We start from the raw sequence: 20,014 nt of genomic DNA, 5'->3' as shown, positions 1-20,014 counted from the left end.
CGGTGAACCGCTAGCCTGCCCGCATGACCCCTCGCCGAATCGCGGTGTGGCGCCTGCACTCCCAGCATCTGGCCGGGTGGCGCCCGCCCGATCCGGCGGCCACGGTGCGCTCGTTGCTCGCCGTCCAGGCCGAGAACCCCTCGCAATCGGCATGGGCGGTCGCGACCCGCACCGCGCCGTCCGAGAACGGTGATCCGTTGGGCGAGAGCGACATCGGCCGATCCCTGGACGCCGGCGAGTTCGTGCGTTCGCACGTGTTGCGGCCGACCTGGCACTACGTACACGCGGACGACATCCGGTGGCTGGTCGAGCTCACCGCGCCCGCCGTCCGGCGGTTGTTCCGGCAACAACAACGCACCGTGGGCTTGGACGATGCGACGGCCCGCCGCGCCATCGACGTGGTGGTCGAGGCGCTCACCGAGGGTCACCTCACCCGACCCGAACTCGGCGAACGTCTGGCAGCACACCAGTTGCCGGACTCCGGGCAGGCCCTGATGCTCGTCGTCGGGTTGGCCGAACAGGAAGCGCTGATCTGCAGTGGAGTTCAGCGGGGTCACGGCCAGGCCGCCAAGCAGACCTATGCCCTGCTCGACGAACGCGCCCCGAACGCCCGACGCCTCGACCGTGACGAGGCCCTCGCCGAACTCGCGCTGCGCTACATGACCAGCCACGGCCCGGCGACCGAACGCGATCTGGCCTACTGGGCCACGCTGCCGCTGACCGACGTGCGCGCCGGGCTCGCCGCGGCGTCCGCTCAGTTGGACTCCTTCGAGCACGACGGCCGTACCTTCTGGTGCGCCACCGCCGACCCCGGCCTCGATCGCAGCTCGCCCCGGGCACACCTGCTGCAATTGCTCGACGAGTACTACCGCGGGTACCAGGATTCCCGCATCATGCTGGACGCCGCCGGCCTGCTCACCCCCGGGCGAGAGCCGGCCGTGGGCATGCTGGTCGTCGACGGGCAGGTGCTCGGCCGGATGCGCCGTACCGTGCAGCCGCGACAGGTGCGGTTCGACGTCGAGCTGTTGCGGCCGTTGGCGGATGACGAACTCGCCGCGGCCGAGCAGGCAGCCGCCCGCTATGGCGCCTTCCTCGGCCGGACGCCGCAGCTGCGCTTCGTCGAGCCCCGCTGAACCCGCGGGCGTCCGGGGCCGTTACGTCCAGGGCTGACGCCTCTGTGATGCGGTGAGGGCACGGTGATGCCCGCAGTGCACTGTGCTGATGTTCTGCCGCCAGCACAGTGCCTCACCGGGCGGGCCAGTGCCGACGACTGTCGGACAGTGTCGCCGGCTCCGGGCGGTCGGCAGTCCTGATGTGTCAAGGTGACCCGCATGACCGATGGCAGCGGCGCGATGGTGACCTTTCCGAGCAACGGCGGCACGGCGGAGGGCTATCTGGCCATCCCAGCCGGTGGCAGCGGGCCCGGCGTGATCGTGATCCAGGAATGGTGGGGTCTGGTGGGCCACATCAAGAACCTGGCCGATCGGTTCGCGCAGGCCGGGTACGTCGCGTTGGCGCCGGACTTCTATCACGGTGTCGCCACCGACGAGCCGGACGAGGCGATGCGGTTGCTGATGGGCCTGGCGATGGACCGCGCCGCTCAGGACATCGCCGGCGCCGCCGCGTACCTGTCGGGACTGGAAGCTGTGACGGGACAAGGCATCGGAGCGATCGGGTTCTGCATGGGTGGCTCGCTGGCCCTGTGGAGCGCGACCGTGGCCGAACCCGTGGTGGCCGCCGTGGGCTTCTACCCCGCGGTGCCGTGGGAGCGGATGGACCCGGCGTGGCCGAGCTATGCCGGCAAGTCGGCGATGATCCATTGCTCCGAGGGCGACGGCACCTCGGCCGCGCCGGGCATCCAGACGGCCGTCGCGGCCATCACAGCCGGCGGCGGATCGGTGCAGTGCCACGACTATCCGGGCACCCAGCACGCCTTCTTCAACGACGACCGCCCCGAGGTCTACGACGCCGATGCGGCCGGCTCGGCGATGCAGCGCACCCTGGCGTTCTTCGGCGAGCACCTGCGCTGAGTGCGAGGTGACGGTGCTGCCCCACCCGTTCGCCGGCGGAGCGTTCGCCTCGCCGGTCGAGGCGGGAACCGGCTGGCCGGGCGACCCGGCCGACGCTCACACCCCGATCGCGCACACCCCGGACGACGTGCGCCGGCTCGCCGTCGCGGATGCCGTCGGGGTGGGCGGGCTGGATGCCCTGGATGCCCGGGTGAGCGTCTGCCGGGCCTGCCCTCGGCTGGTCGCCTGGCGTGAAGAGGTGGCGGTCGCCAAGCGCAGATCCTTTGCGGCGGAACCCTATTGGGGGCGCCCGGTACCCGGTTGGGGCGACTCACGGGCGCAGCTGCTCGTGGTCGGCCTGGCCCCGGCGGCGCACGGTGGCAACCGCACCGGCCGGGTGTTCACCGGCGACCGTTCCGGGGACTGGATCTTCGCCGCGCTGCATCGAGCCGGCCTGGCCGCCCAGCCCCACAGCCTGCACGCGGCCGACGGCCAGTGGCTGCGCGGCGTCCGGATCGCGGCGCCGGTGCGTTGCGCGCCGCCGGACAACAGGCCGACGCCCACCGAGCGTGACACCTGTGCCCCCTGGCTGGACGCCGAGGTGCGCCTGCTCGACCCGACGCTGGTCTCGATGCTGGCCCTGGGTGGATTTGCCTGGCAGGCCGCGCTGGCGTGCGCCACCCGGCTGGGCTGGCAGGTGCCGCGGCCCAGGCCTCGCTTCGGCCACGGCGCCCAGGTGCAACTCGGCCGACCGGCCGGCGACCCGATCCGCCTCGTCGGCAGCTACCACGTGAGTCAGCAGAACACCTTCACGGGTCGGCTGACCGAGCAGATGCTGGACGACGCGATCGCCGCCTGTCTCGCACCGCCCGGCCCGGGGCCAACCCGGACCAACCCCTGATCCAGCCCTCTAGGCTGGCGGCCCAGGCCCCCGTAGCCCAATGGCAGAGGCAGGCGCCTTAAAAGCGCTCCAGTGCGGGTTCGAGTCCCGCCGGGGGTACCGAGCCGACGCTGCGCGAAGCGCTGCGTCGGCCGGGAACCCCGACGGTGACGACGGGAGCGGGAACCGGCAGGACGCAGTCCGGACGGAGACCGCGGCTCCCGCCGGGGGTACCGAGCCGCCGCTGCGCGCCGCTCAGCCTTTGTCGTCCGGACCCACCCGGCGAGCCGCGAGCAGCACCTGAACCACCTGGCTCAGGGCACGATCGAGGTCGTATCCCTCGGGGTCGAGGGTCGCGTGCAGCACGAACCCGTCGCCTGCGGCGACGAGCAGCGCGGCGATGGCCTCGGGGTCGGCCCAGTCGGCCAGGAGCCCGGTCGCGGCGAGCTCGCGGATCCGTGCCGCCACGTCGTCCCGCATCTCACGGAGCAGGCTCACGATCTCGTCCTGCACCTGCTCGTGCCGGGTGGCCGCGGCCAGCGCCTCGACGTAGGCGGGTAGCCGGGTGCGGGCCTGCGCCAGCGACTGTTGCAGCGTGAACACCGCAGCGACCAACCCCCCGATCGGATCAGTGTCGACCCGGGCCAGGGCCTGGCGCACCGGTTCGAGCCACCGCCGGACGGCGTGCACCAGCGCCTGACCGACCAGGGCATCCTTGGACCCGAAGTGATACGTGATCGCCTGCAGGTTGGTCCCGGCCGCGTCGGCGATCCGGCGGGACGTCGTACCGGCCACTCCGTGCGCCCCGAGCACCTCGAGGGTGCCTTCCAGCAACCGGGTGCGTACGGAGGTGTCAGTCATACGTCTGTATGGACGCGAGTCTCGAGCAGCACGGAGTCGCCGTGGCGACGCAGAGGGCACGGGTGACGCGTGATGCCGATCGTCGACCGGGTGCCGGAGGCTATTCGGATGCCCCCGAACCTACCTCGAGGCCCGCCGGCATGATCCACGAGGGTGTCATCGGCAGGTGCGGGAACCATTCCGGGACGTTCGGCATTACCTTGAGTACCAGCCGGGCGTGGTGCCCGGTCGAACACAGTCACGATCTCGACCCCATGGAGAGACCGATGGAGAGCCGCAACCCCGTCTTCAGCCGCAGCGGTGAGTTCAAGACCGGTGGGTACGCGACCTTCAACCCCGCGACACCCCCCGCCAGCACGATCGAGGACATGTACCGGGCGCCGTCCGCGACCTCGGTCGACACCAACCGGATGACCCTGGACGACGTCGTCGTCCGCACCGCCGCCCTGTTCGGTGGTCTGCTGGTCACCGCCGTGCCGACCTACTGGTTCATCAAGCCCGAGCAGTTCATGCTCGTGCTCGGCGCCGGCCTGGTGGGCTTCGTGCTCGCCATGGTGGCCCAGTTCAAGAAGGTGCCCAGCCCGCCGCTGATGTTCGCCTACGCCCTCGTCGAGGGTGTGTTCGTCGGTGGTATCAGTGCCGTCTACGCCCTCTGGCAGGGCAACGACATCATCGTCCACGCCATCGTCGGCACGCTGTGCGCCTTCGGCGCCATGCTCGGCCTCTACAAGACCGGCGTGATCCGCAACAGCCCGAAGTTCCAGAAGACCCTGATGATCGCCGGGGTCGGCTACATGGTGTTCGGCCTGGTGCACTTCCTCGGCGTCATGTTCGGCGCCTGGAGCAGCATCTACTCCGGCGGCGGTCTGCTGCCGGTGGCGCTGAGTGCGTTCGGCGTCCTGCTGGCCTCGTTCTTCCTGGTGCTCGACTTCGACTTCGTCGAGCAGGGCATCCGCAACGGCATCCCCAAGGTCTACGCCTGGACCGCCGCGTTCGGCCTGGTGGTCACGCTGGTCTGGCTCTACCTCGAGATCCTGCGTCTGCTCGCCATCCTGCGGGGCAACGACTGATCCGCTCCACCCGACAGCCCCTCATCATGGTCACGCCATGATGAGGGGCTGTCGCCGTTTGTGACACGATCCCGCCATGGTGGTCGCTCCTGTCCTGCCCGGTTGGCACCCCTCGCACGCCACGCTCGAGCTCATCGAGCTCGTGGTCGGCGGCGTGCTCGGCCACCTGCCGGACGGTGCGCTGGGTGAACTGCCCGAGGCAGCTCACGCGGGGGTGCTGGTCGAGGACGCCGAGGGCACCCCGGTCGCCGAGCTGACCTTCGCCCCGGACGGCGTGCCCCGGGTACGCGGGTTACGCCCGTTCGCGCACGGCCCCGTGCGCAGCCACCGCCGCACCCCGGCGCAGGTGAGGGAGGCCGTGGCGGGACGGCCGGTCATCGCGGTGAGCCTGACCGGCCCGGCGCCGGCCTCGCAGGTGGCCGCCGCTCGGGCAGCGGCCGCCGAGCAGGGGGCGGTGCTCCTCTGGCTCGTGATGGTCGGCGACGGGTGGGACGCCCAGAGCACTGGTGGTCTCGGCGCCGAGGCCCTGTGGCGGGCTGCTCGGCGCCTGGCCGACCCGGGCGAACTGGTGGTGCCGCTGGCGCTGCCCGCTGACCAGGTCGAGCTGGCGGGGCCGGCGATGGCCGCCTACGGAGCGGCCGAGATCCGCAGTGCCGGTGTGAGCGCGGCTCGGCGCGAGGTCCACCCTGCCTTCACCGCCGAGCTGGCGCGCGCCGTCCGGCCGGCCGCGCAGCGCGGCCTGGTGCTCTTCTTCACGGGCCTGTCCGGGTCGGGCAAGTCCACGGTGGCCAAGGCGCTCGCCGAGGCCCTGATCGAGGACGGTCGGCGCACGCTGTCGATGCTGGACGGCGACGAGGTGCGCCGGCTGCTGTCGGCCGGACTCGGCTTCTCGGTGGCCGACCGAGAGGCGAACATCCGCCGGATCGGGTTCGTGGCGGCCGAGGTCGCCCGGCACGGCGGGACCGCGATCTGTGCGCCGATCGCGCCGTTCGCGGCCGGGCGGGCCGAGGTGCGTTCCATGGTCGAGCAGGCGGGAGGAGACCTGCTGCTGGTGCACGTCGCCACCCCGCTGGCCGAGTGTGAACGACGCGACCGCAAGGGGATGTACGCCAAGGCCCGCCGGGGCGAGATCGCCGACTTCACCGGCATCAGCTCGCCGTACGAACCACCCAGTGATGCCGATATCGTGCTCGACACCTCGGACATATCCGTCCAGGAGTGTGTGAATCGCCTGTGGCGGATGCTTCAGGAGCGCGGCTACCTGGCCGATGACGTCCGGTAGTGCGAGAGGCGCGACGCAACGCGATGTGGTGAGGGGTGGCTGGTGGACGTCCTGGTGGTGCTGGCCGGGTTGATCGTCGGCTTCGTCGTCGGCCTCACCGGCATGGGCGGCGGTGCCCTGATGACCCCGGTGCTGGTGCTGCTGTTCGGGATCACGCCGCTGGCGGCCGTGTCGAGTGACCTGGTCGCCGCAGCCGTGATGAAGCCGGTCGGCAGTTGGGTGCACATGCGGCGCGGCACCATCCAGTGGCCGCTGGTGCGGTGGCTCATGGTCGGCTCGGTGCCGAGTGCGTTCGTCGGGGTGCTGGTGCTGCGGGCGCTGGGCAACTCCGGCGACGTGCAGGCAGTGGTCAAGACCTCGCTCGGGGTGGCCCTGCTGGTCGCTGCGGCCGCCATGGTCTACAAGGCCTACACGGGCATGGTCGCCCGGGTGCGCCGTGAGGCCGCGGCCCGGCGGGGTGAGGAGGTGATCGAGCCCGAGGACGTGCCGATCGTCGTCCGGCCGCTACCCACCGTGCTGATCGGTGCGGCCGGCGGGCTGATCGTGGGCATGACCTCGGTCGGGTCCGGTTCGTTGATCATCATCGCGTTGATCGCGCTGTATCCGAGCCTGACCGCCAACCGGCTGGTCGGCACCGACCTGGTGCAGGCGGTGCCCTTGGTGGCCAGTGCCGCGCTGGGACACGTGCTGTTCGGGGACTTCCAGTTCGACCTGACCGCCTCACTGCTGCTCGGCTCGATCCCCGGGGTCTACCTGGGCGCGCAGCTGTCGTCCCGCGCCCCGGGCTGGCTGATCCGTCGGGCACTGGCCGTCGTGCTGTTGGCCTCGGGTCTGAAGCTGCTGGATCTGCCCACGATGCACCTGGGGCTCGTGATCGCCCTGGCCGTGGTCCTGGGGCCGCTGGTCTGGGCCGCGGTGCGTCAGCGTGAGGGGGAGCGGGCCGATCGGGACGGCGACCCCGCCGTCCCGCAGCCTGTCGCCTGAGCACCTGTCGCCTGAGCACCTGTCGCCTGAGCACGCAGATCGTCGCGCGGCGCCGTCCGGCCGCATGAGATTTGCCGGATCACCGGGCCGATTGCGAGACGGCAGCGCCTCGCATGGTGGAGCATGTCGCTCGCCACTCACGTGTCCACCACGTGCCGCCCGGGGGGGTCGAGAAGGAGAGATCCATGGCCGAGAGCGCCCCTGCGTCCCACGTGCCGATGACGGTCGACACGTTGAAGGAGGCCGTCGCCTCCGGTCACGTCGACACCGTGTTGGTGGTGTTCACCGACGTGCAGGGCCGGCTCGCGGGCAAGCGGATCCACGGCCGCTACTTCGTCGACGAGGTGCTGGCCCACGGCACCGAGGGCTGCAACTACCTGCTCGCCGTCGACGTCGACATGAACACCGTCGGCGGGTACGCGATGAGCTCGTGGGAGACCGGCTACGGCGACTTCGTGCTGCGGCCGGACCTGTCGACCCTGCGCCCGGTCACCTGGCTGCCTGCGACCGCGATGGTGCAGTGCGACCTGCTGTGGCTGGACGGCCGTCCGGTGGTGCAGTCGCCGCGCCAGATCCTGATGGCGCAGGCCGACCGGGCCGCCGACATGGGCTTCGTCTCCTACGCCGGTACCGAGCTCGAGTTCATCGTCTTCGACAACACCTACGAGCAGGCCTGGGACTCCGGGTATCGCGCGCTCACGCCGTCCAATCGGTACAACGTGGACTACTCGATCATCGGGACGACGCGGGTCGAGCCGTTGCTGCGCGACATCCGCAACCACATGGACCGCGCCGGTCTGGTCGTGGAGTCGGCCAAGGGTGAGTGCAACTTCGGTCAGCACGAGATCGCCTTCAAATTCGCCGACTCCATCACCACCTGCGATCAACACGTGGTCTACAAGACCGCCGCCAAGGAGATCGCCGCCCAGCACGACAAGGCGCTCACCTTCATGGCCAAGTTCAACGAGCGCGAGGGCAACTCCTGCCACATCCACCTGAGTCTGCGGGGCCTGGGTGGCGAGACGGTCTTCGCGCGCGAGCCCGACGGGTCGCCGTCCCCGGGTGGCCGCAGCGACATCTTCAACTCCTTCGTCGCCGGAATCCTGGCCACGTTGCGCGAGTTCACCCTGCTCTATGCGCCGAACATCAACTCCTACAAGCGATTCCAGCCCGGCACCTTCGCACCGACCGCGGTCGCCTGGGGTGAGGACAACCGCACCTGCGCGATCCGGGTGGTCGGCAAGGGGTCGGCGTTGCGACTCGAGAATCGGGTGCCGGGCGGGGACGTGAACCCGTATCTGGCGGTGGCGGCGATGCTGGCCGGTGGGTTGTGGGGGATCGAGACCGAGTTGTCCCTCGAGGCCCCGCTGCAGGGCAATGCCTATGTCGCCGAGCGGCCGCGGGTGCCGACCACGTTGCGCGAGGCGCGCGACCTGTTCGCCACGTCGGTGTTGGCGCGCAACGCGTTCGGCGACGAGGTGGTCGACCACTACGTCAATGCCGCGGACGTCGAGCTGGCCGCCTTCGAGGCCACCGTCACCGACTGGGAGCGGGTTCGGTGCTTCGAGCGCTTCTGATGCCGGGCACTACAACCCCCACCCAACCCGCTCATGCTCCGCAGGTGACACAGGATGCAGTGGATACGTCCCGATTTCCGCGTCAGCTGCGGAGTACGAGCAGTCACCCACGGAGCATGAGCAGGTTTGGACGACGTGGTTTCGGACGACGTGGTTTCGGACGGCACGACGAGGAGAGTTTCGGCGATGAGTAGCTACCGGGTGATCAATCCGGCCACCGAAGAGGTGGCGGCCACCGTCACCCAGTTGGACGGCGCGGCCACCGACGCCGCGATCGCGCGGGCGCACGCGGCCTGGCCGGCGTGGCGGGCGGTGGCTCCGGCCGACCGGGGGCGGTTGTTGCGGCGGTTCGCGGATGTCGTCGACGCCCACGTCGACGAGTTGGCGGCCCTCGAGGTCGCCGGTGCGGGCCACACCCTGGGCAACGCCCGCTGGGAGGCGGGCAACGTCCGGGACGTGCTGACCTATTACTCGGCGGCGCCCGAGCGGTTGTTCGGCAAGCAGATCCCGGTCGCCGGCGGGCTCGACGTCACCTTCAGCGAACCGATCGGCGTCGTCGGCGTGATCGTGCCGTGGAACTTCCCGATGCCCATCGCCGGCTGGGGCTTCGCACCGGCGTTGGCCGCGGGCTGCACCGTGGTGCTCAAACCGGCCGAGCTCACCCCGTTGACCGCGATCCGGCTCGGCGAGCTGGCCCTCGAGGCGGGCATCCCGGCGGACGTGTTCCAGGTGCTGCCGGGCAAGGGCAGCGTGGTGGGGCAGCGCTTCGTCGACAACCCGCTGGTGCGCAAGCTCGTGTTCACCGGGTCCACCGAGGTCGGCACCCGGCTCGCCGCCCAGGCGATGTCGCAGGTCAAGCGGGTCACGCTCGAGTTGGGCGGCAAGAGCGCGAACATCGTCTTCGCCGACAGCGACCTCGAGAAGGCCGCCGCCACCGCGCCCTACGGGGTGTTCGACAACGCCGGTCAGGACTGCTGCGCCCGGTCGCGCATCCTGGTCGAGGCCAGCGTGTACGAGACGTTCCTCGGGTTGCTCGAGCCCGCCGTCGCCGGGGTCAAGGTCACCTCGCCGGGTGAGGCGGACGCCGAGATGGGTCCGCTGATCTCGGCGGCCCACCGCGAGACGGTGCGCTCCTACGTCGAGAACGCCACCGAGCCGGTCGACATCGCGTTCCGGGGCTCGGCGCCGGACGGTGCGGGCTTCTGGTACCCGCCGACCGTCGTCCTGCCCCGCTCGGCCCAGGACAAGGTGTGGCGCGAGGAGGTGTTCGGCCCGGTGGTGGCCGTGATGCCGTTCCGCGACGAGGCCGAGGCGATCGAACTGGCCAACGACACCGAGTACGGCCTGAGCGGCTCGATCTGGACCCGCGACGTCGGCCGCGCGTTGCGAGTGGCGCGCGGGGTGGAGTCGGGCAACCTGTCGGTGAACTCGCACTCCTCGGTGCGGTACGCCACGCCGTTCGGCGGCTTCAAGCAGTCGGGTCTGGGTCGCGAGCTCGGCCCGGACGCACTGGCCGCGTTCACCGAGACCAAGAACGTCTTCTTCGCCCACGACTGATCACGACGAGAGCCAGCGAACAAAGGAGAACCGTGAACCGCTTCGAGAACCGCGTCGCGCTGATCACCGGAGGCGCGAGCGGCATCGGTGCCGCCAGCGCGCGCCGGCTGGCCGCCGAGGGCGCCACCGTCGTCATCGCCGACGTCAACCCCGAGGCCGGCGAGGCCCTCGCCAAGGAGCTCGACGGCCTGTTCATCCAGGTCGACGTGACCAGCCCCGAGGACAACGAGCGGATGTACGCCGAGACGGTCAAGGCCTACGGCCAGGTCGACGTGGCGTTCCACAACGCGGGCATCTCGCCCCCGGACGACGACTCGATCCTGACCACCGGGATCGAGGCCTGGCGCCGGGTGCAGGACGTCAACCTGACCTCGGTCTACCTCGGCTGCAAGGCCGTGCTGCCGTACATGCTCGAGCGGAAGAAGGGCTCGATCATCAACACCGCCTCGTTCGTGGCGACCCTGGCGGCGGCGACCTCGCAGATCAGCTACACCGCCAGCAAGGGCGGCGTGCTGGCGATGACCCGCGAGCTCGGCGTCCAGTTCGCGCGCGAGGGCGTGCGGGTCAACGCGCTCTCGCCCGGCCCGGTGGCCACCCCGCTGCTGATGGAGCTGTTCGCCAAGGACGAGGAGCGCGCCCAGCGCCGGCTGGTGCACGTGCCGATGGGCCGGTTCGGCCAGCCCGAGGAGATGGCCGCCGCGGTGGCCTTCCTGGCCAGCGACGACGCCAGTTTCATCACGGCGAGCAACTTCCTGGTGGACGGCGGCATCACGGGTGCGTATGTCACGCCCCTCTGACGGGCCGTCGCGAGCCCCCGTCATCGGGCTGAGCGCCTACGCGGTGCCGGCCCGATGGGGGGTCTGGGACACCGATGCCGTGCTGGTGCCGCGGGCCTACGTGGACGCTGTTGTCGGCGCGGGCGGCATCCCGGTGTTGTTGCCGCCGCTGCCGGGGCTGATCGAGCCGGTGCTCGAGCGGCTCGACGCGCTGCTGCTGATCGGGGGGCCGGACGTCGACCCGGCCCGCTACGGCGCTGCTCGCGACGCCAACACCCAACCCTCGCAACCCGATCGGGACGCCGCGGAGCTGGGGCTGCTGGCCGAGGCCATCACCGGTGAGCTGCCGGTGCTGGCCATCTGCCGGGGCCTGCAGGTGCTGAACATCGCCCGCGGCGGCACGCTGCACCAGCACCTGCCCGACGTGCTGGGCGACCACGACGGATCACCCGGTGCGGGGATCTACGGCACCCACCCGATCAAGGTCGCCGATGGCAGCCGGTTGGCACAGGCGCTGGGACGCACTGCGCTGGAAGGGGTTCCGGCCTACCACCACCAGGGCATCGACCGTCTCGCCGACGGCCTGGTCGCCACCGCCTGGACCCCGGACGGTCTCATCGAGGCCGCCGAGGACCCGGCGCTGCCGTTCTGCGTCGGCGTGCAGTGGCACCCCGAGGTGGGCCAGGACATGAGCCTGTTCCGGGCGCTGGTCAGCGCGGCTGCGGCCGGTTCGTGAGCGCCGAGTCGGCGGGACCGGCCGAATTGTTGCGGCGGGCCGAGAGCGTGGCCGACCGGCTCGCGGTGGTCGGTCCTCGGTTGGCAGCGCGGGAGTCGGATGCGGCGGCAACGGCTCTGAGCGACATTCGCACCGTGCTGCAACAACTCGCCGATCTGGGGGCGGACGCCGAGGGGCGCGAGCGCCGTCCGGTGCCGGTTCTCGGGGCACATGCCCTCGGTGACCAGGTCAGGGTGCTGGCTCAGGATGTGGCCGCGGCGCAGCAGCCGACCCAGATCGCCGAAGCCGTCGTGCTGTTGCGCGAGCTGGCCGGTCGGATCTGAGCCGTCGCCTCTGAGCCGACGCCGGGGCGCTGTCGCCAGGGCGGGGCACCTGGTCCTCATTCCGTGCGAGCCAGGTAGGCCGCGATGACCTCGGGGCGAAGGCGCCCCCGGTCCGCCACCGGCAGGCCCTGCTCGCGCGCCCAGGCGCGCACGGCGGCGGTGTCGGGGCCGATCGAGGCATCCCGTTCCCCGACTGCGCGGAGGGCGCGAGCCACCCGACCCCGTAGCGCCGGTCCGGGGTCGAGTGGCCCGGCGGCCACCAGGTCCTCGAGCCGGGCCTCGACCAGACTGTCGGCGCCCGCCTCCTCGCGGCAGGCCACCAGGAAGCGGTAGGTCCACTGCTGGGCCAGTTTTCGGGTCTCGGCGAAGATGATCGGCACCGCCGGGAACCGTGCTTGACATTCGGCCAGGCCGTCGGCCACCACGGCCGGGCGGACGCGATCCAGGGCGAACACCTGCGAGTAGCGGTCCTCGACCACGACGGCGGCGTGAGGCAGGGCGGCGAGATCGGCCAGCAGGTAGCGCATCTTACCGCCGGTCAGGGTGGCGACCAGGTCGGCCAGCGACTTGCGCTCCACCGCGGCGACCACCACGCCGTCCCGCTCGATGGCGTAGTCCCCAGCGGGCAGAGGGCGTTTTGCGGTGGTTGCCTGGGTCTCGGAGAACGTCCAGGCGTAGCGCTCGTGCACGTCGATCAGGATCTCGACGTCGTCCTGCCCGCCGGCACGAGCTCGGGGCGAACGGACGGCGGGGCGAGCCTGCTTGGCGGTGCGGGCGGTCTGCCAGAAGATCGCCTCGCGGCCGCGGGCATGCGTGAACACCAGTTGCGAGCGGTTCTCGCGGCCCCGGTCGAGCACCAGGTCGATCGCCGCGCCGCGCCGAACGCACGATCGGGTCGGCACTCGCTCGATCACCTCGGCGTCCTCGGCCAGCCGTCAGCCCGGTGGCAGTACACCTTGCTCACCCGTGGCCACAGCTCGCGGGCCTTCAGCACGATGCCGTCCGTGCCCAGGGGGATCCGGATCAGGTAGGGCAGCCGGGAGTCCGGTTCCGGGTTGTGTGCCACCAGGAAGTCGTCCGGCATGGTGCGAGCCTAGATCAGGCACCATCGGCCGAATGTGCACGGATCGCCTGATCACCGGGGGCGGGGGGGTCTGGTTCGGGGTCGGCCGGCTCGGGCACCTCCGAGCGGCGCCGACGCAACACCACGGCCCAGCGGCCGCGCGGCCCACGGGCAGCGCCACCGATCTCGGTGCCGGACACCTCGGTGCCGGGCGAGGCTGCGGCCCGGACGGCGGCGTGCGCCACGTCGTCCACGCCCTCACCGCGACGGACGTCGGGACGCTGCGGCCCGCCGTCCGGCATCAGGCCCATGGCCGCGCAGACGCTGGGCAGCAGCACCGCGGCCAGGCGGGCGTAGCCGGCCTCGGAGGGGTGGAACCGGTCGGCGGCGAACATCTCGTGCGGGCGTGCACTGAAGTCGTCGGCGAGCAGGTCGCCGAGCGAGACCGAGCGGCCACCGGCCTCCACCACCACGATGGTCTGGGCCGCGGCGAGCCGGCGGCTCCAGCGCTGGGCGACGAAGCGCAGTGGCTGGGCCAGCGGCTTGATGGTGCCCAGATCGGGACACGTGCCGACCACCACCTCGGTGCCCAGTGCCCGCAACCGGCGCACCGCGCCGTCCAGGTGACGTACCGACACCGCGGGGGCCAGGCGGTGGGTCACGTCGTTGGCGCCGATCGAGATCACGGCGACGTGGGGGGCCGGGATCCGCTGCAGCAGCAGGTCGATCTGCGCGTCGAGCTGACCCGACTCGGCGCCGACGACGCCCACGACGGTGAGCCGGACCGGCCGGCCCGACAAGGCCGCCAGGCCGGTGGCGATCACCGCGCCCGGCGTGGCCCGGGGGTCGTCGGCGCCCAGGCCCACCGAACTGGAGTCGCCGAGCATGGCCACGTCAATCGGTTCGCCCGACCCGGCGCCGTACAGGCCGTCCGCCTCGGGCCCGATCTTGCCGTAGGGGGTTCCGATCTGACGCCGGGCGAGCTTGGCCTCGGCCACCAGGACACCGAACCCTGCCATGCCGAGTCCGGCCAGGCCGCCGCCACCGAAGGCCGCGGTGGCGGCGATCCGGCGCGCTGCTCGGATACGGCTCATCGGACCTCGCTCTGCTGCTCGGGTGGACGACCTGGTCGGTGGCGGGCATGGTGATGTGGATCTGCCCTGCCACCGTAACGCCGTGGTCGGCACGGTTCGTGCCGACCGTCCCGGACTTCATTCGGACGCGCCCTGATCCGGGTGCGATGCCAGGATGTCGGCATGCCGACGATGCGTTATGCCCAGACGGTGCTCGACCTGGTGGGTGAGACCCCCTTGGTGCGGCTGAACCGGGTCATGGCCGACGAATCCGGCGACCAGGCAGCCGATCACCCCCCGTCGGGGCTGGTTCTGGCCAAGGTGGAGTACCTCAACCCCGGCGGCTCGGTGAAGGACCGGATCGCGCTGCGCATGATCGAGGCTGCCGAGGCGGACGGTCGGTTGCGCCCCGGCGGCACCATCGTCGAACCGACGTCCGGCAACACCGGGGTGGGCCTGGCGCTGGTGGCGCAACAGCGGGGGTACCGGTGTGTGTTCGTCTGCCCCGACAAGGTCAGTGAGGACAAGCGCAACGTCCTGAAGGCCTACGGCGCGCAGGTCGTGGTCTGCCCGACCGCCGTGGCCCCGGATCACCCCGATTCGTACTATTCGGTCTCCGATCGGCTGACCCGCGAGATCGAGGGCGCCTGGAAGCCGGACCAGTACTCCAACCCCGAGGGTCCGGCCAGCCACTACGCCACCACCGGTCCGGAGATCTGGCGGGACACCGCCGGGCTGGTGACCCACGTCGTGATCGGCGTCGGCACTGGCGGCACCATCACCGGCACGGGCCGCTACCTGAAGGAGGTCTCGGCTGCGCGCGCCTCCGGGCCGGTGCAGGTGATCGGCGTCGACCCGGAGGGGTCGGTCTATTCCGGCGGCACCGGCCGGCCGTACCTGGTCGAGGGAGTCGGCGAGGACTTCTGGCCCAGCGCCTACGACCCGGCCGTGCCGGACCGGATCATCGCGGTCTCGGACGCCGACTCCTTCGCCATGACCCGGCGACTGGCCCGCGAGGAGGGACTGCTGGTCGGTGGCTCGTGTGGCATGGCGGTGGTCGCCGCCGTGCAGGTGGCCGCCGAGGCCGGGCCGGACGCAGTGGTCGTCGTCCTACTGCCGGACGGCGGCCGCGGGTATCTCTCCAAGATCTTCAACGACGAGTGGATGGCATCCTATGGATTCCTGCACCGCAACGGCACGGTGACCGTGGCTGATGTGTTGCGCGCCAAGGGCTCTGACGGCTCGACCGGTATGCCGGCATTGGTGCACACCCACCCCACCGAGACGATTCGCGATGCCATCTCGATCCTGCGGGAGTACCACGTCTCGCAGATGCCGGTGGTCAAGGCCGAGCCGCCGATCACGGCCGGTGAGGTCGCCGGATCGGTGAACGAACGCGACCTGCTCGAGGCCGTGTTCATCGGCAAGGCGGGGTTGGCCGACCCGGTCGAGCGGCACATGGGCGCTCCGTTGCCGCTGGTGGGTACCGGCGAGAGCGTGGACGCCGCCCGCGAGGCGCTGCGCACCGCCGATGCTCTCATGGTGGTGGACGACGGCAAACCCGTGGGCGTGCTGACCCGACACGACCTGCTGGGCTTCGTGGCGGGATCATGACCGTGGTCCCGATTCGCGCGGTGATCTTCGACGTCGGCACGGTGTTGGTGCACGAGGAGCCGGTGGAGCGGTTGCTCGACGCGTGGCACGCGCGCAGCGGCGTCCCGGTCGAGGACCTGGCCGACGCCATCGCAGCGAACGACCCGGTCGACTTCGCGGTGGGGCGGGTCACCGAGCGGCACATGGCCGACGAGCTCGCGACCCGGTTCAGCCTCACGCCGGATCAGGTCGAGGCCTGGATGGCGGACTTCTGGGACTGGTACTGCGGCACCTCGAACGAGATGGTGCGCAGCTATGCTCGCTCGCTGCGGCCGCAGTTCCGGACGGCGATCCTGAGCAACTCCTTCGACGGCGCCCGGCGGGAGGAGGAGCGCCGGCTGCGCTTTCAGGAGGACTTCGACCCGATCGTCTATTCGCACGAGGTGGGGATGGCCAAGCCCGATCCCCGGGTGTTCGAGTACACGTTGAAGGCGTTGGGCTGCACCGCCCGCGAGGTGGCCTACGTCGACGATCGAGCGAGAACGTCGAGGCCGCCTCGGCGCTCGGGATTCGGGCCATGCAGCACATCGACACGGTCAGCACGCTCGCCTGGTTCGATCGGTTGCTCGACCGCGCCTGATCAAGATCGGGTCGCGGCCTGCCGAGGATTCAGCAGTGACTGCACCACGCGAACCTGTACTCCAGGGGGCCGGTAGCGACTTCACGGTCACGGGTCGGTTGCTCGGCCCTTTGTGGGTGGCCTGCGGGGCCACCTTCCTGCTCGGCGGGTTGTGGCTCGCTGCCCAGGGCCGGGCGCTCTGGACCGCCGGTGGCCTGATCGCCATGATCTTCGGTGCCTCGGTGTGGCGGATCGACTGGGCCGTCGTGCCGCCTGTGCTGCCGCGCAGCATGCCCTACCTGGCCTCGGCCATCCTGACGCCGCTGGCGCTGGCCAGCCATGGCGTCGAGATGATCGTGTGCAGCACGGCTGTCCTGCTGTTCGTGTGGACCGGGCTCGCTGCCGAGTGGGCTGACATTCTCGGGGTCAGCGTGCTGGGGTCGTTGGTGATCACCGCTGCCATGGTGAACGCCTCGGGGTGGCGCACGGGGTCCCTCACCGCGCTGGCGGCGCTGCCGTTGCTCGCGGGGCTGGCCTCACTCATGCACACCCTGCGGGCTCGCCTCGATCAGGCGGTGCGTGACACCGAGACGCATCAGCGGGAGGCCGCCCGGCTGGAGCAGGTCGCCGCCGCCGAGCGGCAACGGGTCGAGCACGAGCAGGCCGAACAGGCACAGGCGGCGCTGGCCGCCCGGGAACAGCGTCAGGTCGAGCTCGCCGAGCACTCGGCGGAGCTGAGCGAATCGGCCACCGGGGTCAGCGATCAGACCCGCACCCTCGCGGCCGCGGTGGAGCAGATGGCCGCCAGCCTCGCCGAGCTGTCGCAGACCGCGCAGCGCACCGACGGCATCACCGGGCACGTGGCCGACCTGGCCCGGGTCGCCACCGAGGTGATGGGACGGTTGGCCAGCGCCAGCGGCCAGATCATGGCGGCGTCCGAGGTGATTCAGGGGATCGCCGAACAGACGAACCTGTTGGCGCTCAACGCCACCATCGAGTCGGCTCGCGCCGGCGAGATGGGCAAGGGCTTCGCCGTCGTGGCCCACGAGGTCAAGGGTCTGGCCCAGGCGTCGGGCAAGAATGCGCAGGCGATCGGGGCCACCCCTGGCCGAGATCCGCCGCGAGGTGGACGAGGCCGTGGCCCGGGTCGGTGAGATCTCGGCCAGCATGGGCGAACTGCAGGAACAGAACAGCACCCCGGGCCTCGACCGTCACCGAACAGAACGAGACCATCAGCGAGATCGCCCGCAGCATCCATGATGCGGCGGCCGCGGCCGACCGGATGGCGGACGGCGTCCGCGGGCTCGAGACGTTGTCGCGCAGCTGATTCCGTCGCCGGTTGCGCCAGGTCAGGCCCTGGTGGCCAGCAACACCCGGGATCTGCCGGTCGGTCTTGGTCTGGTACTCGGCATACGCCGGGTACACCGCGACCGAGCGATCCCACCAGAGCGCGCGCTCGGCGCCGTCCAGCTCGCGCACCCGGACGTCGAACGGCTCCGGCCCGTCCTGGATCATGACCTCGTCGGGGGCGGCGAGCAGGTTGTGATACCAGACCGGGTGCTCCGGCGCCCCGCCCTTGGAGGCCACCAGGGCGTACTCGCCGTCGTGCTCTACGCGCATCAGCGCGAAGGTGCGCAACTTGCCGCTCGTGCGGCCCCGGCAGGTGATCAAGATGATCGGGATCCCGGTGTCGCGCAACGTGTTCGCCTCGGCGCCACCGCTGGCCTGGTAGCGCTCGACCTGCTCACGCACCCAGCCGACGGGGTTCGGCTCGTACTCTCCGGTCAATGGCATGAGGGTGAGCCTAGGCGACGCCCGTCGGTGCGCGACGCCGTCATGCCCTCGTGGTCAGCATTGGTCGGCATCGCGTAGCGCCTGCACGTCCGCATCGGTCACGTCAGTGCCAGTGGCCGGAACGGTCAACCAGCCGTCGTCCTCGGCCAGATCGTCGGCGGCGATCGGGCGGACTCTCAGGTCTGCGCCGTCCGACTCCACCTCGACCCGGGACCAGGCCGAGCCGATCGCGCAGCTGCTCGGGGATGACCAATCGCCCGGCAGAGTCGATGGTCGCCCTCATGTCACGAATTTACTCTCTGCCCGGTCAGCACCCGAGCGAGGCAGCCAGTCGGGTCAGCGTCGGAGCCAGAGCGGCGTCCAGCCGGTGGGTGGCCTCGCCGTCCCCGCGGGTCGGTCCCCGGGTGATGATCACGATCGGGACGCCGCGCGCCGCCGCGCGACGGACGAACCGGTAACCCGACATCACCGCCAGGGACGAGCCCAGCACCACCAGGGCGCTGGCGGCATCGGTCAGGGCGAAGCAGTACTCGACCCGGCCCCGGGGGACCGAATCGCCGAAGAAGACCACATCCGGCTTGAGGGTGTCGTGTCCGCAGTCGAGGCACAGCGGCATCACGAACCGCTCGACGTCGAGTTCGTCGAGCCGGACGTCGCCGTCCGGGCGGATCTCATCGCCGCGGACGACGAAACCTGGGTTGTCGGCCCGCATCCGGGCGTCCAGGACGGTGCGAGGAGCGTTCGCCGCAGGTCAGGCAGAGGACGTCGCGCAGTGCCCCGTGCAGTTCGATCACCTGGGGCTGCTGGCCGCTTGATGCAGCCCGTCGACGTTCTGGGTGACCAGGTGGCCGAGGTGGCCGGCGGCCTGCAGCCGGGCCACGGCGTGATGGGCCGGGTTCGGGCGCACGCTCACCATGCGCTGCCAGCCCACGAACGATCGGGGCCCAGTAGCGTCTCCGCGCCGCCGACGAGGCCACGAACTCGCTGTACTGCATGGGCTCGACCCGGCGGGTGCCGTCCGGGCCGCGGTAGTCGGGGATGCCGCTGTCGGTGCTCATGCCGGCGCCGGTCAGCACGAGGGCGGCCGAGCCGCGGACGACGTCCGCGATCGACGCGAGTTCGTCTCGGTTGGTGGGTACGCCCTGAGCCAGGGTCATGGTGGTGATGGTAAGGCGTGGTGGAGATCCCGGGTGTTTCGCCGAACGCGTGCAGGAATGGCGAAACGGCCCGTTGACCAGGGCATAGCTGACCACATTCGGTGGTCGACTGCCGCGAGCTGGGCCCTGGGGTGGTCTGGAGTGACTCTGGGTGTTCGAGATTCGATGAAGTGGGGCAGACGCGTGCTGGGTTCGTGGGTTCGTCGGGTGGTCGTCGGTGGTGTGGTGGCGGCGGTAGCGGCGTCCGGGCTGGGCGTCGTGGCGGCCTCGCCGGCGGCGGCGATCGCGAGTGGGACGGCATTGCCGACGGTGCAGATCGACTGTCGTTGAACGGTCAGGGGGTGGCGATCACGGCGTCCCCGGATGGTCGTCGGATCTATGTGGGTGGTGATTTCACCCAGGTGAACGGGAAAATCCGTAACCGGTTGGCGGTGTTCAGTGCCGCGACGGGTGAGTTGTTGACGGATTTCCAGCCGGGGGTGAACGGGACCGTTCGGGCGCTGCAGACCATCGGTGACGTGGTCTATGCGGGTGGACTGTTCACCTCGACCGGTGGCAATCCGCGCAACCGGTTGGCGGCGTTCTCGGCCACGAACGGTGCGTTGTTGACGTGCGCCGGTGGCGAACCTGGGGGTGCGGTCGCTGCTGGCGTTGCCGGCT

Annotated in this window: 19 protein-coding genes, 1 tRNA gene and 3 pseudogenes; 17 read left to right on the top strand and 6 right to left on the bottom strand. The window is 70.9% G+C overall.

Going from position 1 to position 20,014, the window contains the following annotated elements:
* The first annotated feature begins 23 nt into the window (after positions 1-23).
* The 4 genes from IPK24_21690 (at position 24) to IPK24_21675 (ending at position 3,009) form a co-directional block, all read left to right on the top strand.
* On the top strand, positions 24-1,133 hold the full coding sequence (locus IPK24_21690) for an AlkZ family DNA glycosylase (protein MBK8078096.1): 1,110 nt from the start codon (positions 24-26) through the stop codon (positions 1,131-1,133).
* A 198-nt stretch (positions 1,134-1,331) separates the two neighbouring features.
* Positions 1,332-2,030 (top strand): dienelactone hydrolase family protein, encoded by a 699-nt coding sequence (locus IPK24_21685; GenBank protein MBK8078095.1) that lies wholly within the window; start codon positions 1,332-1,334, stop codon positions 2,028-2,030.
* Positions 1,972-2,910 (top strand): uracil-DNA glycosylase, encoded by a 939-nt coding sequence (locus IPK24_21680; GenBank protein ID MBK8078094.1) that lies wholly within the window; start codon positions 1,972-1,974, stop codon positions 2,908-2,910. Before IPK24_21685 ends, IPK24_21680 begins: the two co-directional genes overlap by 59 nt.
* 26 nt (positions 2,911-2,936) lie before the next feature.
* A tRNA-Leu gene (locus tag IPK24_21675) sits at positions 2,937-3,009 on the top strand.
* Positions 3,010-3,144: 135 nt separating this feature from the next.
* Here IPK24_21675 and IPK24_21670 read toward each other — a convergent pair.
* On the bottom strand, positions 3,145-3,750 hold the full coding sequence (locus IPK24_21670) for a TetR/AcrR family transcriptional regulator (protein ID MBK8078093.1): 606 nt from the start codon (positions 3,748-3,750) through the stop codon (positions 3,145-3,147).
* Positions 3,751-4,016: 266 nt separating this feature from the next.
* Between IPK24_21670 and IPK24_21665 the strand changes: the two genes are divergently transcribed.
* The 8 genes from IPK24_21665 to IPK24_21630 all read left to right on the top strand — a co-directional run bounded on the left by IPK24_21665 (position 4,017) and on the right by IPK24_21630 (position 12,055).
* On the top strand, positions 4,017-4,820 hold the full coding sequence (locus IPK24_21665; protein ID MBK8078092.1) for a Bax inhibitor-1/YccA family protein: 804 nt from the start codon (positions 4,017-4,019) through the stop codon (positions 4,818-4,820).
* 472 nt (positions 4,821-5,292) lie between these two features.
* The gene (gene cysC, locus IPK24_21660) at positions 5,293-6,102 is read left to right on the top strand and encodes an adenylyl-sulfate kinase (protein MBK8078091.1); all 810 of its coding nucleotides are present in this window, start codon (positions 5,293-5,295) and stop codon (positions 6,100-6,102) included.
* Between the two features lie 42 nt (positions 6,103-6,144).
* Complete coding sequence (locus tag IPK24_21655) at positions 6,145-7,086, top strand: sulfite exporter TauE/SafE family protein (GenBank protein MBK8078090.1); 942 nt, start codon at positions 6,145-6,147, stop codon at positions 7,084-7,086.
* Positions 7,087-7,271: 185 nt separating this feature from the next.
* Positions 7,272-8,663, top strand: coding sequence for a glutamine synthetase (locus tag IPK24_21650; protein MBK8078089.1), 1,392 nt, complete (start codon positions 7,272-7,274; stop codon positions 8,661-8,663).
* A 186-nt stretch (positions 8,664-8,849) separates the two neighbouring features.
* Positions 8,850-10,220: an aldehyde dehydrogenase gene (locus tag IPK24_21645; GenBank protein ID MBK8078088.1), complete on the top strand. Its 1,371-nt coding sequence runs from the start codon at positions 8,850-8,852 to the stop codon at positions 10,218-10,220.
* 32 nt (positions 10,221-10,252) lie between these two features.
* A complete protein-coding gene (locus tag IPK24_21640; GenBank protein MBK8078087.1) occupies positions 10,253-11,017 on the top strand; it encodes a 3-oxoacyl-ACP reductase in 765 nt (254 codons plus the stop codon).
* Positions 11,001-11,732 carry a gamma-glutamyl-gamma-aminobutyrate hydrolase family protein gene (locus IPK24_21635; GenBank protein MBK8078086.1) on the top strand — a complete coding sequence of 244 codons (732 nt, stop codon included), beginning with the start codon at positions 11,001-11,003 and terminating at the stop codon, positions 11,730-11,732. Before IPK24_21640 ends, IPK24_21635 begins: the two co-directional genes overlap by 17 nt.
* A complete protein-coding gene (locus tag IPK24_21630; protein ID MBK8078085.1) occupies positions 11,729-12,055 on the top strand; it encodes a hypothetical protein in 327 nt (108 codons plus the stop codon). The genes IPK24_21635 and IPK24_21630 overlap by 4 nt, the downstream gene beginning before the upstream one ends.
* A 56-nt stretch (positions 12,056-12,111) precedes the next feature.
* On the opposite strand, the pseudogene IPK24_21625 reads toward IPK24_21630, so the two are convergent.
* A pseudogene (locus IPK24_21625) lies at positions 12,112-13,139 on the bottom strand (Lsr2 family protein).
* A gap of 14 nt (positions 13,140-13,153) precedes the next feature.
* Positions 13,154-14,212 (bottom strand): SGNH/GDSL hydrolase family protein, encoded by a 1,059-nt coding sequence (locus IPK24_21620; GenBank protein MBK8078084.1) that lies wholly within the window; start codon positions 14,210-14,212, stop codon positions 13,154-13,156.
* Positions 14,213-14,383: 171 nt separating this feature from the next.
* On the opposite strand from IPK24_21620, the gene IPK24_21615 reads away from it, so the two are divergent.
* The 3 genes from IPK24_21615 (at position 14,384) to IPK24_21605 (ending at position 17,557) form a co-directional block, all read left to right on the top strand.
* Entirely contained in the window at positions 14,384-15,805 is a 1,422-nt protein-coding gene (locus tag IPK24_21615) for a cystathionine beta-synthase (protein MBK8078083.1), read from the top strand.
* A complete protein-coding gene (locus IPK24_21610; protein MBK8078082.1) occupies positions 15,802-16,500 on the top strand; it encodes an HAD-IA family hydrolase in 699 nt (232 codons plus the stop codon). The genes IPK24_21615 and IPK24_21610 overlap by 4 nt, the downstream gene beginning before the upstream one ends.
* Before the next feature lie 127 nt (positions 16,501-16,627).
* The gene (locus IPK24_21605; protein ID MBK8078081.1) at positions 16,628-17,557 is read left to right on the top strand and encodes a hypothetical protein; all 930 of its coding nucleotides are present in this window, start codon (positions 16,628-16,630) and stop codon (positions 17,555-17,557) included.
* Here the strand turns inward: IPK24_21605 and IPK24_21600 are convergent.
* The 3 genes and pseudogenes from IPK24_21600 to IPK24_21590 form a co-directional block, all read right to left on the bottom strand.
* Entirely contained in the window at positions 17,454-18,197 is a 744-nt protein-coding gene (locus tag IPK24_21600) for a nitroreductase family deazaflavin-dependent oxidoreductase (GenBank protein MBK8078080.1), read from the bottom strand. The two genes, IPK24_21605 and IPK24_21600, sit on opposite strands and share 104 nt — an antisense overlap.
* Before the next feature lie 54 nt (positions 18,198-18,251).
* Positions 18,252-18,480: pseudogene (locus tag IPK24_21595) on the bottom strand (AbrB/MazE/SpoVT family DNA-binding domain-containing protein).
* A 24-nt stretch (positions 18,481-18,504) separates the two neighbouring features.
* A pseudogene (locus tag IPK24_21590) lies at positions 18,505-19,354 on the bottom strand (NAD-dependent protein deacetylase).
* A gap of 165 nt (positions 19,355-19,519) precedes the next feature.
* On the opposite strand from IPK24_21590, the gene IPK24_21585 reads away from it, so the two are divergent.
* Positions 19,520-19,684 carry a hypothetical protein gene (locus tag IPK24_21585; protein ID MBK8078079.1) on the top strand — a complete coding sequence of 55 codons (165 nt, stop codon included), beginning with the start codon at positions 19,520-19,522 and terminating at the stop codon, positions 19,682-19,684.
* Between the two features lie 11 nt (positions 19,685-19,695).
* On the top strand, positions 19,696-20,014 hold a 319-nt coding region (locus IPK24_21580; protein ID MBK8078078.1), incomplete at its 3' end, for a laminin G.

The sequence above is a fragment of the Kineosporiaceae bacterium genome (assembly GCA_016713225.1).
Lineage (GTDB): Bacteria > Actinomycetota > Actinomycetes > Actinomycetales > Kineosporiaceae > JADJPO01.
This window is presented reverse-complemented; position numbering and strand designations above follow the sequence as displayed.

Coding starts and splice junctions, on each gene's coding strand:
- IPK24_21690 (MBK8078096.1), top strand. CDS start 24: ATGACCCCTCGCCGAATCGCGGTGTGGCGCCTGCACTCCCAGCATCTG.
- IPK24_21685 (MBK8078095.1), top strand. CDS start 1,332: ATGACCGATGGCAGCGGCGCGATGGTGACCTTTCCGAGCAACGGCGGC.
- IPK24_21680 (MBK8078094.1), top strand. CDS start 1,972: ATGCGGCCGGCTCGGCGATGCAGCGCACCCTGGCGTTCTTCGGCGAGC.
- IPK24_21670 (MBK8078093.1), bottom strand. CDS start 3,750: ATGACTGACACCTCCGTACGCACCCGGTTGCTGGAAGGCACCCTCGAG.
- IPK24_21665 (MBK8078092.1), top strand. CDS start 4,017: ATGGAGAGCCGCAACCCCGTCTTCAGCCGCAGCGGTGAGTTCAAGACC.
- cysC (MBK8078091.1), top strand. CDS start 5,293: ATGGTCGGCGACGGGTGGGACGCCCAGAGCACTGGTGGTCTCGGCGCC.
- IPK24_21650 (MBK8078089.1), top strand. CDS start 7,272: ATGGCCGAGAGCGCCCCTGCGTCCCACGTGCCGATGACGGTCGACACG.
- IPK24_21645 (MBK8078088.1), top strand. CDS start 8,850: ATGAGTAGCTACCGGGTGATCAATCCGGCCACCGAAGAGGTGGCGGCC.
- IPK24_21635 (MBK8078086.1), top strand. CDS start 11,001: ATGTCACGCCCCTCTGACGGGCCGTCGCGAGCCCCCGTCATCGGGCTG.
- IPK24_21620 (MBK8078084.1), bottom strand. CDS start 14,212: ATGAGCCGTATCCGAGCAGCGCGCCGGATCGCCGCCACCGCGGCCTTC.
- IPK24_21615 (MBK8078083.1), top strand. CDS start 14,384: ATGCGTTATGCCCAGACGGTGCTCGACCTGGTGGGTGAGACCCCCTTG.
- IPK24_21610 (MBK8078082.1), top strand. CDS start 15,802: ATGACCGTGGTCCCGATTCGCGCGGTGATCTTCGACGTCGGCACGGTG.
- IPK24_21605 (MBK8078081.1), top strand. CDS start 16,628: ATGATCTTCGGTGCCTCGGTGTGGCGGATCGACTGGGCCGTCGTGCCG.
- IPK24_21600 (MBK8078080.1), bottom strand. CDS start 18,197: ATGCCATTGACCGGAGAGTACGAGCCGAACCCCGTCGGCTGGGTGCGT.
- IPK24_21585 (MBK8078079.1), top strand. CDS start 19,520: ATGAAGTGGGGCAGACGCGTGCTGGGTTCGTGGGTTCGTCGGGTGGTC.